This is a genomic window from Lysobacter sp. CFH 32150, assembly GCF_022758295.1.
In the GTDB taxonomy this organism is placed as follows: Bacteria; Pseudomonadota; Gammaproteobacteria; order Xanthomonadales; family Xanthomonadaceae; genus CFH-32150.
The window spans coordinates 262136-278756 of record NZ_JALDWJ010000002.1 but is presented as its reverse complement, the minus strand read 5'-3'; the positions used below and the strand labels follow the sequence as shown (position 1 = coordinate 278756).

12 protein-coding genes and 1 tRNA gene are annotated in these 16621 nt (G+C 62.8%); all 13 read left to right on the top strand.

Annotation, left to right across the window (positions count from 1 at the left end; translation table 11 throughout):
- Positions 1 to 5 precede the first annotated feature (5 nt).
- Positions 6 to 1064 carry an NADH-quinone oxidoreductase subunit NuoH gene (nuoH, locus tag MO486_RS04720; RefSeq protein ID WP_242904950.1) on the top strand — a complete coding sequence of 353 codons (1059 nt, stop codon included), beginning with the start codon at positions 6 to 8 and terminating at the stop codon, positions 1062 to 1064.
- Between the two features lie 8 nt (positions 1065 to 1072).
- Positions 1073 to 1576, top strand: a complete 504-nt coding sequence (gene nuoI, locus MO486_RS04715) for an NADH-quinone oxidoreductase subunit NuoI (protein ID WP_242904948.1) — start codon at positions 1073 to 1075, stop codon at positions 1574 to 1576.
- A 7-nt stretch (positions 1577 to 1583) separates the two neighbouring features.
- A complete protein-coding gene (locus tag MO486_RS04710) occupies positions 1584 to 2219 on the top strand; it encodes an NADH-quinone oxidoreductase subunit J (protein WP_242904947.1) in 636 nt (211 codons plus the stop codon).
- Positions 2219 to 2530: an NADH-quinone oxidoreductase subunit NuoK gene (gene nuoK / locus MO486_RS04705; RefSeq protein ID WP_242905344.1), complete on the top strand. Its 312-nt coding sequence runs from the start codon at positions 2219 to 2221 to the stop codon at positions 2528 to 2530. Before MO486_RS04710 ends, nuoK begins: the two co-directional genes overlap by 1 nt.
- 4 nt (positions 2531 to 2534) lie before the next feature.
- Positions 2535 to 4646, top strand: coding sequence for an NADH-quinone oxidoreductase subunit L (gene nuoL / locus MO486_RS04700; protein WP_242904946.1), 2112 nt, complete (start codon positions 2535 to 2537; stop codon positions 4644 to 4646).
- Positions 4647 to 4683: 37 nt separating this feature from the next.
- On the top strand, positions 4684 to 6195 hold the full coding sequence (locus MO486_RS04695; protein ID WP_242905343.1) for an NADH-quinone oxidoreductase subunit M: 1512 nt from the start codon (positions 4684 to 4686) through the stop codon (positions 6193 to 6195).
- 13 nt (positions 6196 to 6208) lie between these two features.
- A complete protein-coding gene (gene nuoN / locus MO486_RS04690; RefSeq protein ID WP_242904945.1) occupies positions 6209 to 7654 on the top strand; it encodes an NADH-quinone oxidoreductase subunit NuoN in 1446 nt (481 codons plus the stop codon).
- A gap of 125 nt (positions 7655 to 7779) precedes the next feature.
- On the top strand, positions 7780 to 10896 hold the full coding sequence (locus MO486_RS04685; RefSeq protein ID WP_242904944.1) for a TonB-dependent receptor: 3117 nt from the start codon (positions 7780 to 7782) through the stop codon (positions 10894 to 10896).
- A gap of 119 nt (positions 10897 to 11015) precedes the next feature.
- Positions 11016 to 11092, top strand: a tRNA-Met gene (locus tag MO486_RS04680).
- 231 nt (positions 11093 to 11323) lie between these two features.
- Entirely contained in the window at positions 11324 to 11947 is a 624-nt protein-coding gene (gene rimP / locus MO486_RS04675; RefSeq protein ID WP_242904943.1) for a ribosome maturation factor RimP, read from the top strand.
- A gap of 4 nt (positions 11948 to 11951) precedes the next feature.
- Positions 11952 to 13439, top strand: a complete 1488-nt coding sequence (gene nusA, locus MO486_RS04670; protein ID WP_242904942.1) for a transcription termination factor NusA — start codon at positions 11952 to 11954, stop codon at positions 13437 to 13439.
- A 120-nt stretch (positions 13440 to 13559) separates the two neighbouring features.
- A complete protein-coding gene (infB, locus tag MO486_RS04665; protein ID WP_242904941.1) occupies positions 13560 to 16151 on the top strand; it encodes a translation initiation factor IF-2 in 2592 nt (863 codons plus the stop codon).
- Positions 16152 to 16168: 17 nt separating this feature from the next.
- Positions 16169 to 16549 (top strand): 30S ribosome-binding factor RbfA, encoded by a 381-nt coding sequence (gene rbfA, locus MO486_RS04660; protein ID WP_242905342.1) that lies wholly within the window; start codon positions 16169 to 16171, stop codon positions 16547 to 16549.
- Positions 16550 to 16621 lie beyond the last annotated feature (72 nt).

Sequence of the window (16621 nt, the reverse complement as noted above, 5' to 3'; positions counted from 1 at the left end):
CGCCCATGACGACTCTCTTCGATCCGTTCCGCGACTGGCTGCTCTCGTTCGGCGCGATTGGTACGCTGGTCTGGATCGTGCTGAAGATCCTCGCGATCGCGATGCCGGTGATCATCACCGTTGCGTTCTACGTCGTGTGGGAACGCAAGCTGATCGGCTGGATGCATGTACGCCACGGGCCGATGTACGTCGGCAAGGGCGTCCTCCAGGCCTTCGCCGACGTGTTCAAGCTGCTGTTCAAGGAAGTGGTGCAGCCGACCGTCGCGCAGCCGTTCCTGTATCGCCTGGCGCCGTTGATCGCGCTGGTGCCGGCGTTGGCCGCGTGGGCGGTAGTGCCGTTCGATACGAAGGTCGTGTTGTCGAACGCCAATGCCGGCCTTCTGTACCTACTGGCGATCAGCTCCCTCGGTGTGTACGGCATCATCCTCGCCGGTTGGGCATCGAACTCGAAGTACGCCTTCCTTGGTGCATTGCGTGCCGCGGCACAGATGGTGTCGTACGAAATCGCGATGGGCTTCGCCCTGGTCGGCGTATTGATCGCCGCGGGCAGCCTCAACCTCAGCGAGATCGTGATGGCGCAGGCCGGTAATGCCGGCTTCCTGGAGTGGTTCTGGTTGCCGCTGCTGCCATTGTTCGTCGTGTTCTTCATCTCCGGCGTGGCCGAGACCAACCGCGCACCGTTCGACGTGGTCGAAGGCGAATCGGAAATCGTGGCCGGCCACATGGTCGAGTACTCCGGCTCGCAGTTCGCCCTGTTCTTCCTGGCCGAATACGCCAACATGATCCTGGTCAGCTTCCTGACCTCGATCTTCTTCCTCGGCGGCTGGTTGAGCCCGCTCCACGGCTGGAACATCCCGCTGCTGTCGGTGGACGGCTGGTGGTGGCTGTTCGCGAAGGTGTTCTTCTTCGCCAGCTGCTTCATCTGGTTCCGCGCCTCGTTCCCACGCTATCGCTACGACCAGATCATGCGGCTGGGGTGGAAGGTCTTCATTCCGATCACCATCGCCTGGATCTGCGTCACCGCGCTACTGGCGTACTACAACGTGTTCGTGCCGGGAGCTTGAGAACTGACATGAACCAGCCTTCATCCAACGCGATCGTTGCCTACTTCAAAAGCCTGCTGCTGATCGAGCTGGGGCAGGGCCTTTGGCTGACGCTGAAGTACCTGTTTCGCCCGAAGTACACGCTGATGTACCCGATGGAGAAGACGCCGCAGTCGCCGCGTTTCCGCGGTTTGCATGCGCTGCGTCGTTATCCGAACGGCGAAGAGCGCTGCATCGCCTGCAAGCTGTGCGAAGCGGTGTGCCCGGCGCTGGCGATCACCATCGACTCGGAGCAGCGCGCCGACGGTACCCGCCGCACCACGCGTTACGACATCGACCTGTTCAAGTGCATCTACTGCGGCTTCTGCGAAGAGTCGTGCCCGGTGGATTCGATCGTGGAAACGCACATTCACGAATACCACTTCGACAAGCGCGGCCAGAACATCGTGACCAAGCCGCAACTGCTGGCGATCGGCGACCGCTTCGAGTCGGAAATCGCCGCGCGCCGCGCTGCCGACGCGCCTTTCCGCTGAGGGTTACATGGATTTCTCCTTGCTCGCCTTCTACGCATTTGCCGCCGCCGCCGTGATGTCCGCGGTCGGCGTGATCAGCGTCAAGAACCCGGTGCAGGCAGCCCTGCTGCTGGTGCTGACCTTCTTTTCGATCGCGTGTACCTGGATCCTCGCCGGCGCCGAGTTCCTCGGTATCGCCCTGATCCTGGTTTACGTCGGCGCGGTGATGGTGCTGTTCCTGTTCGTGGTGATGATGCTCGACATCGATGTCACCCCGTTGCGCGAAGGCTTCGTGCGCTACCTGCCGATCGGCTTGGCCGTGGCGGTGGTGATGCTGGTCGAGATGTTCACCCTGATCGGTGTCAAGGCGATGGTGGCGGCGCCATTGACTGCAGATGCTGCCGCGGCCGCAAACATTCCCAACACCACCTGGTTGGCGCGCGCACTGTTCACCGACTTCCTGCTGCCCTTCGAGGTCGCCGCGGTGATCCTGACGATTGCCGTGGTCGCCGCGGTGATGTTGACCCTGCGCCGTCGCGTCGGCGCCAAGCACCAGAATCCCGCCGAGCAAGTGCGGGTTCGCGCGAGCGATCGCCTGCGCATGGTGAAGATGGATGCCGTCAAGCCCACTGAACCAGTGGCTTCCGAGGAGGCGAAATCGTGATCGGACAACTTGCCCTCGGTCATTATCTCGCATTGGGTGCCGCGCTGTTCTGCATCAGCGTCGCCGGCATCTTCCTCAACCGCAAGAACGTGATCGTGCTGCTGATGTCGATCGAGTTGATGTTGCTCGCGGTCAACATCAACTTCGTCGCCTTCGCGCGCGAGCTCGGTGATGCCGCCGGCCAGGTGTTCGTGTTCTTCATCCTGACCGTCGCGGCTGCGGAAGCCGCGATCGGCCTGGCGATCCTGGTCACCCTGTTCCGCAACCGGCGCACGATCAATGTCGCCGAAATCGATACCTTGAAGGGCTGAGCCGATGCCGGGCGTCGAACACGTAATCTCGAAATCCGTGCTGCTCGCGATCGTGCTCGCGCCGTTGCTAGGCGCGATTCTCGCCGGCCTGTTCGGCCGTCGTATCGGCCGCGTCGGTGCACACAGCGTCACCATCCTCGGCGTGGCGATCAGCTGCGCGCTGTCGTGCTGGGTGCTGTGGCAGCTGGTGGGGCAGGGCGCGCCTCCGTTCAACGAGAACGTCTACACCTGGTTCCAGGTCGGCGGCATCCAGGCGCACGTCGGTTTCATGATCGACAAGCTGACCGCGATGATGATGGTCGTGGTCACCTTCGTGTCGCTGCTAGTGCACGTCTACACCATCGGCTACATGGAAGAAGACCCGGGTTACCAGCGCTTCTTCAGCTACATCAGCCTGTTCACCTTCTCCATGCTCATGCTGGTGATGAGCAACAACTTCCTGCAGCTGTTCTTCGGCTGGGAAGCGGTGGGCCTGGTGTCCTACCTGCTGATCGGTTTCTGGTTCAAGCGCCCGACCGCGATCTTCGCCAACCTCAAGGCGTTCCTTGTCAACCGCGTCGGCGACTTCGGCTTCCTGCTCGGCATCGCCGCGGTGCTGTACTGGTTCGGCACGCTGGACTACGCCACCGTGTTCGCCAATGCGCCATCGCGCATCGGCGCCGACGTCGTGGTCAACATCTTCAATGGCCATGAATGGTCGGTGGCGACGCTGATCTGCATCTGCCTGTTTATCGGCGCGATGGGCAAGTCCGCGCAGGTTCCGCTGCACGTGTGGCTGCCGGACTCGATGGAAGGCCCAACCCCGATTTCGGCGCTGATCCATGCCGCAACCATGGTCACGGCCGGCATTTTCATGGTGGCGCGCATGTCGCCGCTGTTCGAGATGTCGCAGACGGCGCTCAACTTCGTCCTGTTCATCGGCGCGACGACCGCGTTCTGGACCGGCCTGATCGGTATCGTGCAGAACGACATCAAGCGCGTGGTTGCATATTCGACGCTGTCGCAACTCGGTTACATGACTGTGGCGCTCGGGGTGTCTGCCTATAGCGCGGCGGTGTTCCACCTGATGACCCACGCCTTCTTCAAGGCGTTGCTGTTCCTTGCTGCCGGCAGCGTGATCATCGGCATGCACCACGAGCAGGACATGCGTCGCATGGGCGGCCTGCGCAAGTACATGCCGATCACCTACATCACCAGCCTGATCGGCACGCTGGCGCTGGTCGGCACGCCGTTCTTCAGTGGCTTCTATTCCAAAGACACGATCATCGAAGCCGCCGCGCACAACGCGCATGAAGCGCACAACTGGGTGGCCACTTATGGCTACTACGCAGTGCTACTCGGTGCCTTCGTGACCGCGTTCTACAGCTTCCGCCTGCTGTACATGACCTTCCACGGCAAGGAACACTTCCACGACCCGGCGCCGGATCATTACATCGCGCCAGAGGCTGACTCCTCCGAGCACGAGCAAGCCTTGGCGGAAGAACACGGACACGAGGACGATCACGCGCATATCCCGCACGAATCGCCATGGGTGGTGACGCTGCCGCTGATCCTGTTGGCGATCCCGTCGATCGTTATCGGCTTCTTTACCGTCGGTCCGATGTTGTTCGGCAGCGATGTGCTGGGCCATGCCAAGCAATTGCCGTTCTTCCTCGGTGCCATCGATGTGCCGGCGGCGAACGATGTCATCGGCAAACTGGCCGAGGAGTTCCACGGCCCGGTCGCCTTCGCGCTGCACGGTTTCAAGGCGCCGGCATTCTGGCTCGCCTTTGCCGGATTCGCTCTGGCCACGGTGATGTACTGGTGGAAACCGGAATTGCCTGCCAAGGCAAGCAAGCTGTTCGCATGGCCGATCCGCGTGCTCGAGAACAAGTACGGCATGGACGACCTGTGGATCGGCGGCTTCGCAGGCGGCGGTCTCGCACTGGGCAAAGTGTCTCGCGGCGTCGATACATATGTCATCGATGGCGCTGCAGTCAATGGCAGCGCACGCATCGTCGACCTCGTCGCGGGTGTCGTGCGCCGCGTGCAGTCCGGCTACCTCTACCACTACGCCTTCGCGATGATCATCGGCTTGATTGCCTTGCTCGCCGTGATCATTCGTTACTGGCGCTGACCCTCTTCCTGGAATCGAACGCGTGGCGAACATGCCGTTGCAAAGCTGGCCCTTGCTAAGCCTGTTGATCTGGCTACCGATCCTCGGTGGCGCGCTGACCCTGATGCTCGGCAACGGCCGGCCGCAGGCGGCACGCTGGCTGGCGCTCGCGACTGCGTTGCTGACCTTCGTGCTCAGCATTCCGCTGTTCACCGCCTTCGACTACGCCAATGCAGGCATGCAGTTCGTCGAATCGAAGCAGTGGATTCCGACCTACGACATCATGTACCGGCTCGGCGCCGACGGCATTTCGATCGCGTTGATCGGACTGACGACGCTGACCACGGTGCTGGTGCTGATTGGCGCGTGGGGTTCGATCGACAAGCGCGTAAGCCAGTATGTCGCGGCGTTCCTGTTGCTAGAAGGATTGATGATCGGCGTGTTCTGCGCGCTCGATGCGATGCTGTTCTACGTGTTCTTCGAGGGCATGCTGATCCCGATGTTCCTCATCATCGGCGTGTGGGGCGGTCCGCGCCGCGTGTATGCGTCGATCAAGTTCTTCCTCTACACCTTCCTCGGCTCGGTGTTCATGCTGGTCGGGCTGGTGTACCTGTACCTGAAGGGCGGCAGCTGGCAGCTGCCAGACCTAACCGCGCTGCCTTTGACCGCGCAGGAACAGATGTGGTTGTTCTTCGCCTTCCTCGTCGCGTTTGCGGTGAAGGTGCCGATGTTCCCGGTGCACACCTGGTTGCCGGATGCGCACGTCGAGGCGCCGACCGGCGGTTCGGTGATCCTGGCCGCGATCATGCTGAAGATCGGCGGATACGGCTTCCTGCGTTTCACCCTGCCGATCGTGCCAGACGCCGGCCACGAGTACGCCTGGGTGGTGATCGCGTTGTCGCTGATCGCGGTGGTCTACATCGGCCTGGTCGCGCTGGTGCAGGACGACATGAAGAAGCTGATCGCGTATTCGTCGGTCTCGCACATGGGTTTCGTCACCCTCGGCACCTTCATAGCGTTCAGCCTGGTGCGTGAGGACGGCAACTTCGATGCGGCACGCCTCGGCCTGCAGGGCGGCATGGTGCAGATGATCAGCCACGGCTTCATCTCCGGCGCGCTGTTCTCCTGCGTCGGCGTGCTGTACGACCGCGTGCACAGCCGCATGATCAAGGACTACGGCGGCGTCGCCAACACGATGCCGTGGTTCGCGACGTTCATGGTGCTGTTCGCGATGGCCAACTCCGGCCTGCCGGGCACGTCCGGCTTCGTCGGCGAATTCATGGTCATCCTGGCCAGCTTCCAGGCGCATCCGCTGCTGGCGTTCACCGCTGCGATCACGCTGATCCTCGGCGCTGCCTACACCTTGTGGCTGGTCAAGCGGGTGATCTTCGGTGAAGTCGCCAATGCCCACGTGGCCGAACTGGAAGACATCAATCCGCGCGAAGCGATCGTGCTCGGCGTGTTCGCTGTCGGCGTGCTGTTGATCGGCCTGTGGCCGAAGCCGCTGACCGATCTGATGGAACCATCCATCGCGCAACTCGCCAGCCAGTTGGCTGCGACCAAGCTGTAAGGATGCACCTGCAATGACGCCGACCATGCCCACCGCCGCCGAACTGCTGCCGCTGCTGCCCGAGCTGGTGTTGGTCGGTGCCGCGTTCGCACTGCTGATGCTCGACCTGTTCCTCGATGAACGTCGTCGCGTCGTCACCCATGCGTTGTCGATTGCCACGCTTGTCATCGTCGCGGCGCTGATCGTTGCTGGCGTAGGCGGGCAGGGCACGGTGCTGAACGGCATGTTCGTCCGCGACGTCGCGGCCGATGTGCTGAAGGTCGTCGCCTGCGTGGTCTCGGCGCTGGCGATGGTGTATGCGTGGCCGTTCCTGCGCGAACGCGGCCTTTACAAGGGCGAAGTGCCGGTGCTGATGCTGTTCGCGGTCGCCGGCATGATGCTGCTGATTTCCGCCGGTAGTCTCGTGATGATCTACCTCGGCCTGGAAATGCTGGCGCTGTGCTCGTATGCGCTGGTCGCTATCGACCGCGACAGCCCGCTGGCATCCGAAGCGGCGATGAAGTATTTCATCCTCGGCGCACTGGCTTCGGGCATGTTGCTGTACGGCTTGTCCCTGATCTACGGCGCTACCGGTACGCTTGATCTGGCACAGATCAATGCCGCGGCGGCAACCGTGCAGCAGCCCATGTTGCTGCTCACGGGCATGGTGTTCGTCGTCGCGGGCATCGCCTTCAAGTTCGGCGCCGCACCGTTCCACATGTGGTTGCCGGACGTGTACCACGGCGCACCGACCCCGATCACGTTGTTCATCGGCTCCGCCCCGAAGCTGGCGGCGTTCGGCATGGCCTACCGCCTGCTCGAAACCGGCGCCGGCCCGCTCGACGACCACTGGCGTGTATTGATCGCCGGCCTCGCCGCGCTGTCGCTCGTCATCGGCAACCTCATCGCGTTGATGCAGACCAATCTCAAGCGGCTGCTGGCGTATTCCACGATCTCGCACGTCGGTTTCCTGTTCCTGGGCCTCGCCGGTGGCGGCCCGCAGGGTTATGCGGCGGCGATGTTCTATGCGATCAGTTACGCCATCATGTCCGCCGCAGCCTTCGGAGCGATCATCATGCTCTCCAGGCGTGGCTTCGAAGCCGACCGCATCGACGACTACAAGGGCCTGAACGCCCGCAATCCGTGGATGGCAGGGCTCGTGCTCTGCATCATGGCCTCGTTGGCCGGCGTGCCGCCGTTCCTCGGTTTCTGGGCCAAGCTCGTCGTACTACGCGCAGCGCTGCAAGGCGACATGCTGTGGCTGGCGATCGTCGGCATCGTGTTCGCCGTGATCGGTGCGTTCTACTACTTGCGCGTGATCAAGGTGATGTACTTCGACGAACCAACGGGCGAAGTGATGGTGCCGCGAGACAACCAGCCACTGCAGGTCGTTTTTGGCGTCAACGCGCTCGTGCTGTTCGTGCTGGGGATTTTCTGGAATCCGATCATGGCGTGGTGCCAGCAGGCTTTCGGTACCTGAATTCAGCCAATCAACAAGGCGTGACGGATATCACGCTTCTTGCCTGCTTCTGATACCCCGTAGTGCCGTAGATTGTGATGGTTTGGTTAAGACGACCAGACTCACATCATGAACGGGGGTTTACGGTGGCAACGAAGCATTTTTCGGGGAGTTTCAAACGTAGCGCGCTCACTGTCGCGCTCGGCATGTGTTTTGTTGGCACGATCCAGGCGCAGTCCAATATCACCGGCACCATCTTCGGCCAGGCGCCAGCCGGTGCCGGGACCACCATCGTCATCGAGAACCTCGATACGGGCCTGTCGCGTACCGTTTCGGTCGACAGCGAAGGACGTTATCGCGTCTCTTCGCTACCTAACGGCCGGTACAAGGTCACGCTGCAGAAGGACGGCGCCAACGTCAGCGTGCGCGACAATGTCGAGGTCAACATCGCAAGCGGTGTTGACATCTCCTTCGCTGGCGCGACCTCACTCGACACGGTCGTCGTCTCGGGCGACGTGATTCCAGTCATCGATGTATCGCAGACCGATACGCGCACGGTGCTGACTGCGGAGCAACTGAACAAAATCTCGATCGGACGCACTGTCGCCGAAGTCGCCATGCTGGCACCCAGCGTGGTCAGGAGCGACAGCTATGGCGGCATTCCGAGTTTCGGCGGTTCGGCGGCATCGGAAAACGCCTACTTCATTAATGGTTACAACGTCACCAACCCGCTTACCTCCGTCGGCTTCAGTACTCTGCCGTTCGATGCGATCGGCGAGCAGCAGATCCTGACCGGCGGCTACGGCGCCGAATTCGGTCGCTCCACTGGTGGCGTGATCAACATCGTGACCAAGCGTGGCGCCAACGAGTGGAAGGGTGGCGTGTACACCATCTGGGCGCCAGAAGGCTCCCGTGCTGCGCCCCGTGACCTCTACTATCCCGACACCGGTTTCTATCCGCTCAGCGATACCACGAAGCCGGTGAACGAGCGGACCGACGGCACGTTGAACGTCTGGCGTCAAAGGAACCAGTCTTGGTCGCTGACCTCGGGTGTCTACATGAGCGGTCCGTTGGTCAAGGACCGTTTGTTCGTCTATGCCAACGCCGAGGCGATCAAGCGGGAAGGCACGGAGGTCCTGTCAGGCCGTGTCGATTCCCAGAACTCCACCGCAGCGCAGACGGGCTGGCGCGAATACCGGTTCAACTCGCCGCGCTGGGCCGCCAAGGTCGACTGGAACATCACCGACAACCACGTCCTCGAATTCACCGGAATCCAGGACCGGACCACAACCGAATCCAAGCGTAGCGACTTCTTCTATCCCACGCTGACTCACGCGGTCGTGCCGCGGAGCATCACGACCAACGATGACAATGCCCGGCTCTATATCGGCAAATACACCGGCTATCTGACTGACGCACTGACGGTTTCTGCCCTGTACGGCCGCCAGACCGTGACCCACAACAATTCCCTGCCAACGGGTTACGACCCCAGCTGCCCACAGATCAGCGCGCCGACCAACGCAAAGGCTCCGGGCTTCGCATACAACACCTGCCAGGTGTCGAGCAGCACAGCGTTGCCCGTGACCCAGCCCGAGGAAAGGACCGAAGGTTGGCGTCTGGACGTTTCCTATGTGCTCGGCGACCACGATCTGCGCGTGGGTTATGAACGTCAGACGGCAGAAGCATCAATTCATAACGGAATGGCAGGCGGCGCGCTCTGGACGTACGTCAGGGCTGCCGATCCGAATGCAAACATCAGCACAATCGTCGGTTCTCCGGCGGCGGCTGGTGGTCTGGGCACGCAGGGCTACTACGTAACCCGTGGGCTCCGCGCCGCCAATTCCGATCCGAGCGTCGAGCAGTCCTCGCAATACATCGAAGATCGCTGGCAGCTCACCGACAACTTCCTGTTGTCGCTCGGTCTGCGTAACGAGCAGTTCACCAATTTCGACGGCATGGGCCGGCCGTATATCTCGCAGCGCAACCAGTTGGCCCCGCGCGTGGGCTTCTCCTGGGACTTCCGCGGCGATGCCACCCTGAAGTTGTTCGGCAACGCGGGCCGTTATCACCTAGCAACCCCGAATCAGGCCGCGATCCGCGGTGCTTCGGCATCGTTGAATACGGTCGAGTACTTCACTTATACCGGGGTCAATCCCATTACGGGCGCCCCCGAGGGCCTGACTTCGATCCCGTTGACCGGCGTTCCTTCCACCACCATCTGCCCGGGCACCCAGCAGATCTCTTCCAATGCCGAGTGCGGCTTGTCGCCCGATCCGAAGACGACGACCGCCAAGGACATCAAGTCGCACTACCAGGACGAGTACATCATCGGTTTCGAACATAGGTTTTCCGATGCTTTCACGTGGGGCAGCAAGTTGACCTACCGCGACCTCAAGAGTGCGATCGACGACATCTGCGGTGACCTGCTGCTCAGCAAGTGCTTGAACGCCAATCCGGGTACGACCAACAGCTTCTACTTCAAGCAGCCCGATGGCACCTACGTCGTCAAGACGTTCACGGCCGAGGAGATGGGTTTCCCGAAGCTCAAGCGCAAGTACTACGCCCTGGACCTGTTCGCCGAACACCCCTTCAGCGACAAGTGGTACGGCAAGATTGAGTACACGTTCTCGCGCAACTGGGGTAACACGGAGGGCCAGTTGGCTTCGGACCTCGATACGGGCAACGGTGGCCAGGCGGACGTCGGTCGCACCCAGGATTGGGACCTGTGGCAGTTGATGGTTGGCTCCAATGGCTTGCTGCCCAACCACCGCAAGCACCAGCTGAAGGCGTTCGGCTACTACGAGTGGACGCCTGAGTGGCGAACCGGTGCGACCGTGATCGCGGCATCGGGCCGTCCACGCAATTGCACCAGCCATTTCCCGGTGGACAGTGCCGCTTTGTACAACGGCTCCGCCTACTGGTTCTGTGGTCTGTCGGGTTCGGGCACCGCCCCGGGAACCCCAGGCTACATCGCTCCGGCGGCTGATTACGGCGTCTCCCCGCGCGGTAGCCATGGCGAGACGCCGTGGTCCATCCAGTTGAACCTCAACGTGGCCTACACGCCGGAGTGGGCTGCTGGCAAACTGACTTTGCAGGCTGACGTGATCAACGTCCTCAACCGTCAGGTGGCAGGCGCGTACAACCCTCGTTACGAGCAGGGCAGTGCGTCCGTTCGCCGCAACAAGCCGAATCAGTTTTACGGCCAGGAAATCCAGACTTCGGAGCCGCGTTACCTGCGCCTCACAGCGCGTTACGATTTCTGAGTCCTGAGCTGTTTGCTGCAAAAGTCAAAGCCGCTGGCAATCGCCAGCGGCCTTTTGTTGGAGTTGCCATCAAGCGGGGTTGCAATAAATCCAACAGCCCACCATAATTCCGCTTCTGCTGCGGGGTGGAGCAGTCTGGCAGCTCGTCGGGCTCATAACCCGAAGGTCGCAGGTTCAAATCCTGCCCCCGCTACCAGTCTTCTGGCTGGTGAAAAAGGCTCCTCGGAGCCTTTTTTGTTTAGCAAGAGAGTCGGGCTTTACGGATGCGTTCGCCAGGACGTGCCGTGCCGAAATCCAGCTGTATCGGACAAGGGGCCCGTTGGGCCCCTTGTTGCTTTTGACAGCAGGTTTTTGGACAACAAGCTTTTGACATCAGGTTTTCCGGACATGAGTTTTCGCGACTTGCCGTTTGGAGGAGCGACGCCATATGACAGACAAAGCGAGTGAAATCGCGGCATTGCTGACCCCGACCGTCGAGTCGCTGGGGTTGGAGTTGCTTGGCGCCGAATACCTGCCTTCACCCGGGGGCGCGGTGCTGCGCCTGTATATCGATGTGCCGGAAGGCGACGAACGTTTGGTCGGCATCGACGAGTGCGAAGCGGTCAGCCGAGAAGTCTCCGCACAGCTCGATGTCGAGGACCCGATCAGCGGCAATTACACGCTTGAAGTGTCCTCGCCCGGCATCGACCGTCCGTTGTTCACCGCGAAGCAGTACACGCGCTTCATCGGCGAAACCGCGAAGGTGACGCTGAAGCTGCCGCAGGACGGACGCCGGCGCTTGCAGGGCAGGATCGTGCAGGTCAGCCCTGATGGAAGCGGAGGCGGCGACATCGTGTTCGAGGTCGATGGCAAGCCGTTTGCGGCGTCCGTCGACAACATCGAAAAGGCGCGGCTGGTGCCGGATTGGGTGGCACTCGGCTTTGCGCCTGCCAAGGACAAGTCCGGTCGCGATGCGCGTCCGGGAAAACTGAAAAAGGCCGGACGCGAGACGCGTCCGGAGCAGAAACAAACCAACAAGCCGGCGGCGAAGAAGCCGTCCCGTGCGGAGTAAAGTGATGAGCAAGGAACTATTGCTGGTAGTGGATGCGGTCGCCAATGAGAAGGGCGTGCCGGAATCGGTGATCTTCGAGGCGATCGAGGCCGCGCTCGCGTCCGCCGCCAAGAAGCGCTATCACGACCAGGACGTGCTGGTGCGCGTTTCGATCGATCCGAAAGACGGCAACTACCAGACGTTCCGCCGCTGGGAAGTGGTCGCCGACGACGTGGTGATGGAATCGCCGGACCGTCAGGTCCGCCTGATGGACGCCATCGATGAGAGCGAGGGCGCCGAAGTCGGCGACTACATCGAAGAACAGATCGAGAACCCCGATTTCGGCCGCATCGCCGCCCAGGCCGCGAAGCAGGTCATCGTGCAGCGCGTGCGCGAGGCCGAGCGCGCGCAGGTGGTCGATGCCTGGCAGGATCGCATCGGCGAACTGGTGACCGGCGTGGTCAAGCGCGCCGAGCGCGGCAACATCTACGTCGACCTCGGCGGCAATGCCGAAGCCTTCATCCCCAAGGACAAGGGCATCCCGCGCGACGTACTGCGCGCCGGCGACCGCGTGCGCGGCTACCTGTACGACGTGCGCAGCGAGCCGCGTGGCCCGCAGCTGTTCATCAGCCGCGCCGCGCCGGAATTCATGATCGAACTGTTCAAGCTCGAAGTGCCGGAAGTCGGCCAGGGCCTGGTCGAGATCAAGGCCTGTGCCCGCGATCCGGGCGACCGCGCCAAGATCGCGGTACTCGCGCACGACCACCGCACCGACCCAATCGGCGCCTGCATCGGCATGCGTGGTTCGCGCGTGCAGGCGGTGTCGAACGAGCTCAACGGCGAACGTGTGGACATCATCCTGTGGAGCGACAACGCTGCGCAGTTCGTGATCAACGCGATGGCGCCGGCGGAAGTCCAGTCGATCATCGTCGACGAAGAAAAGCATTCGATGGACCTGGCCGTGGCCGAAGACCGCCTCGCCCAGGCGATCGGCAAGGGCGGCCAGAACGTGCGCCTCGCCAGCCGCCTCACCGGTTGGCAGCTCAACGTGATGACCGCGGACCAGGTGCAGGCCAAGAGCGAGGCTGAACAGGCCAACGCGCGCCAGTTGTTCGTGGACAAGCTCGAAGTCGACGAAGAAATCGCAAGCATCCTGGTGGCGGAAGGCTTCAGCACGGTCGAGGAAATCGCCTACGTGCCGGTCGGCGAGCTGCTGGCGGTCGAGGGCTTCGACGAGGACATCGTCGAAGAGCTCCGTGCCCGTGCCCGCGATGCGCTGCTGACCGCGGAACTGGCCGCTGAGGAAGATCTCGACGAGCACTCGCCGGCCGAGGATCTGCTCACGCTGCCAGGCATGGACGAGGCTACGGCCTACGTGCTGGCTTCGCGCGGCATCCGTACCCGTGACGACCTGGCCGACATGGCGGTGGACGAGATCACCGACATCGAGGACATGGACGCCGAGCGTGCCGCTGCGCTGATCATGGAGGCGCGTAAGCACTGGTTTGAGTAACTAATCGAACGTAGGGCGGGCCTGGCCCGCCACGCGGATTGTCCGGAGGGTCAAGACCCGCCCTACAATCGCCCACTTCGGCCGCCGCCCCGGCGACGGCCAAACGAAACCGGAAACCGAATGTCGCAGCAAACCACCATCCGCAAACTCGCTGAACTGGTGAATACGCCGGTCGAGAAACTGCTGGAACAGCTGGCCGAGGCCGGCATGAAGTTCAGCGGTCCCGACCAGGTCGTGACCAGTACCGAGAAGATGAAGCTGCTCGGCTTCCTGCGGCGCACGCACGGCAAGGCCGACCAGGCCGCCGAGGAAGCCGCTGCGCCGAAGAAGATCACGCTCAACCGGCGCAAGGTGCAGGAACTGACCGTGGCCGCCGGCCGCACCAAGAGCACGGTGGCGGTCGAGGTGCGGCAGAAGCGCACCTACGTCAAGCCCGATGAAGTGCAGGCCCCGGTCGCGAAGGGTGTCGATCCCGAGCGCGATGAAATCCTGCGCAAGCTCGAGGAATCGCGCCAGCGCAACCTGACTGAGCAACAGAAGCTCGCCGAAGTCGACAAGCGTCGCGCTGAGGAACTGGCCGAACGCAAGCGTCTCGAACAGGAAGAAGCCGAACGCGTCCGCGCCGCCGCTGCTGCTGCCGCTGCCGAAGCCGCCGCGCTCGAAGAGACCACCAAGCCCAAGCCCGGCCACCACGGCCACCCGAAACCGGCAGCGCCGCGCGTCGACGACAAGGGCGGCCAGAAGCACAAGCCGAACCGCGGCTCGCACGTCATGGTCGCCAGCGTCGAAGACGACGACAACGCCGCGCGCTTCGCCGGTCAGTTGCACCTCAGCGCTTCCGAACGCGCGCGTCGTACCAGCGCCCGCGGCAAGCCCAAGCCCAAGCGCCACGTCGAACAGGCGCGCAGCGGCACCAGTGGTGCGCATGGTTTCTCGCGCCCGACCGCCCCGATCGTGCGTGAAGTCGCGATCGGCGACACGATCACCGTGGCCGACCTCGCGCAGAAGCTGGCGCTGAAGGGCGGTGATGTGGTCAAGGCGCTGTTCAAGATGGGCGTGATGGCCACCATCACCCAGAGCATCGACTTCGACACCGCCGCACTGGTGACCGAGGAACTCGGCCACACCGTCGTCAAGGGTGGTGGCGAGGACGTCGAGGACGCACTGCTCGCGCACGTCGAAGAAACGCAGGGCGAGAAGTTGCCGCGTCCGCCGGTGGTCACCATCATGGGCCACGTCGACCACGGCAAGACCTCGCTGCTCGACTACATCCGCCGCACCAAGGTGGCCTCCGGCGAAGCCGGCGGAATCACCCAGCACATCGGCGCGTACCACGTCGAAACCGACAAGGGCGTCATCAGCTTCCTGGACACCCCGGGCCACGCTGCATTCACCTCGATGCGCGCGCGCGGCGCCAAGCTCACCGACATCGTGGTGCTGGTGGTCGCTGCCGACGACGGCGTGATGCCGCAGACCCGCGAAGCGGTGCAGCATGCGAAGGCGGCGAAGGTGCCGTTGATCGTGGCGATCAACAAGATCGACAAGTCCGACGCCGATCCGCTGCGGGTTAAGAACGAACTGCTGGCCGAGGAAGTGGTCGCCGAAGATTTCGGCGGCGACACCCAGATGGTCGAGCTGTCGGCCAAGACCGGGCAGGGCATTGACAACCTGCTCGATGCGATCCTGCTCCAGTCCGAAGTGCTCGAATTGCGCGCAAACCCGACCGGCCGCGCCAGCGGCGTGGTGATCGAATCCTCGCTCGACAAGGGCCGCGGCCCCGTCGCCACCGTGCTGGTGCAACAAGGCACGCTGCGCAAGGGCGACTACCTGGTTTGCGGCGTGCAGTACGGTCGCGTGCGTGCGCTGTTCGATGAGACCGGCAAGCAAGTCGACTCCGCCGGTCCTTCGATTCCGGTGCAGGTACTGGGTCTGTCCGGTGTGCCGGATGCCGGCGACGACTTCGTCGTGGTCGAAGACGAGCGTCTGGCGAAGGACGTCGCGCAGCAGCGCGACGCCAAGCGCCGCGAGTCGCGCCTGGTTGGCCAGGCGGGCAACCGCATGGAAGACATCATGGCGCAGATGGGCGCCGCCGAAGCCCAACTCAGCCTGCCGTTGATCATCAAGGCCGACGTGCAGGGTTCGGTGCAGGCGCTGCGCGAGGCGCTGACGGCATTGTCGAACGATCAGATCCGGATCAACGTGATCGGCGGCGGCGTTGGTGGCATCACCGAGTCCGATGCCACGCTGGCGGCGACGTCGAAGGCCACGATCATCGGCTTCAACGTGCGTGCCGACGCCTCGGCGCGCCGCGTGATCGAGGGCAACGGCGTCGATCTGCGCTACTTCTCGATCATCTACGACGTGATCGACCAGGTGAAGCAGGTCGCTTCCGGCATCCTTGGTGTCGAGATCCGCGAGGAGATCATCGGTACCGCGGAGGTGCGTGACGTGTTCCGCAGCTCCAAGTTCGGTGCGGTCGCCGGCTGCATGGTGGTCGAGGGCGTGGTCAAGCGGAACAAGCCGATCCGCGTGCTGCGCGACAGCGTGGTCGTGTTCGAGGGCGAACTGGAATCGCTGCGCCGCTTCAAGGAAAACGTCGACGAAGTGCGCAACGGCAACGAGTGCGGCATCGGCGTGAAGGCGTACAACGACGTCAAGCCGGGCGACCAGATCGAATGCTTCGAGCGCATCGAGGTGCAGCGCACGCTGTAAGCGTGCCTGTAACCACCGTGGCCCAGAAGTCCTTCCATCGCACCGATCGCGTTTCAGCCCAGCTCCGTCGCGAGCTGGGCACGCTCGTGCACGCGGCAGTGCGCGAGCATGGCCTCGGCTCGACCAGCGTGTCCGACGTGGAAGTCACGCGCGACATGGCCCATGCCAAGGTGTTCGTCACCGTGCTGCAGGCCGAGCGTGCGAAGGAAACCGTGAAGGCGCTGAAGGCACTGGCTCCGGAGCTGCGTTACCAGCTCGCACGCGCGGTGAAGATGCGCCACGTGCCGGAACTGCATTTCCATTACGACGACTCGGTCGACCGCGGCGAACGCATTGACCTCCTGTTGCGCGACCTCCCGGATACGGCCCCGGCCGACGATACCGACAAGGCCGAATGACGCTTCGTTTTCCGTAGAGCGACATAAGTTGCGATCCACGGAAACTGGCGGGGCCTCCCGGTCGCGACTAAA

Coding starts and splice junctions, on each gene's coding strand:
- infB (WP_242904941.1), top strand. CDS start 13,560: ATGTCGCAGCAAACCACCATCCGCAAACTCGCTGAACTGGTGAATACG.
- nuoI (WP_242904948.1), top strand. CDS start 1,073: ATGAACCAGCCTTCATCCAACGCGATCGTTGCCTACTTCAAAAGCCTG.
- rimP (WP_242904943.1), top strand. CDS start 11,324: ATGACAGACAAAGCGAGTGAAATCGCGGCATTGCTGACCCCGACCGTC.
- nuoN (WP_242904945.1), top strand. CDS start 6,209: ATGACGCCGACCATGCCCACCGCCGCCGAACTGCTGCCGCTGCTGCCC.
- nuoL (WP_242904946.1), top strand. CDS start 2,535: ATGCCGGGCGTCGAACACGTAATCTCGAAATCCGTGCTGCTCGCGATC.
- nuoH (WP_242904950.1), top strand. CDS start 6: ATGACGACTCTCTTCGATCCGTTCCGCGACTGGCTGCTCTCGTTCGGC.
- MO486_RS04710 (WP_242904947.1), top strand. CDS start 1,584: ATGGATTTCTCCTTGCTCGCCTTCTACGCATTTGCCGCCGCCGCCGTG.
- nusA (WP_242904942.1), top strand. CDS start 11,952: ATGAGCAAGGAACTATTGCTGGTAGTGGATGCGGTCGCCAATGAGAAG.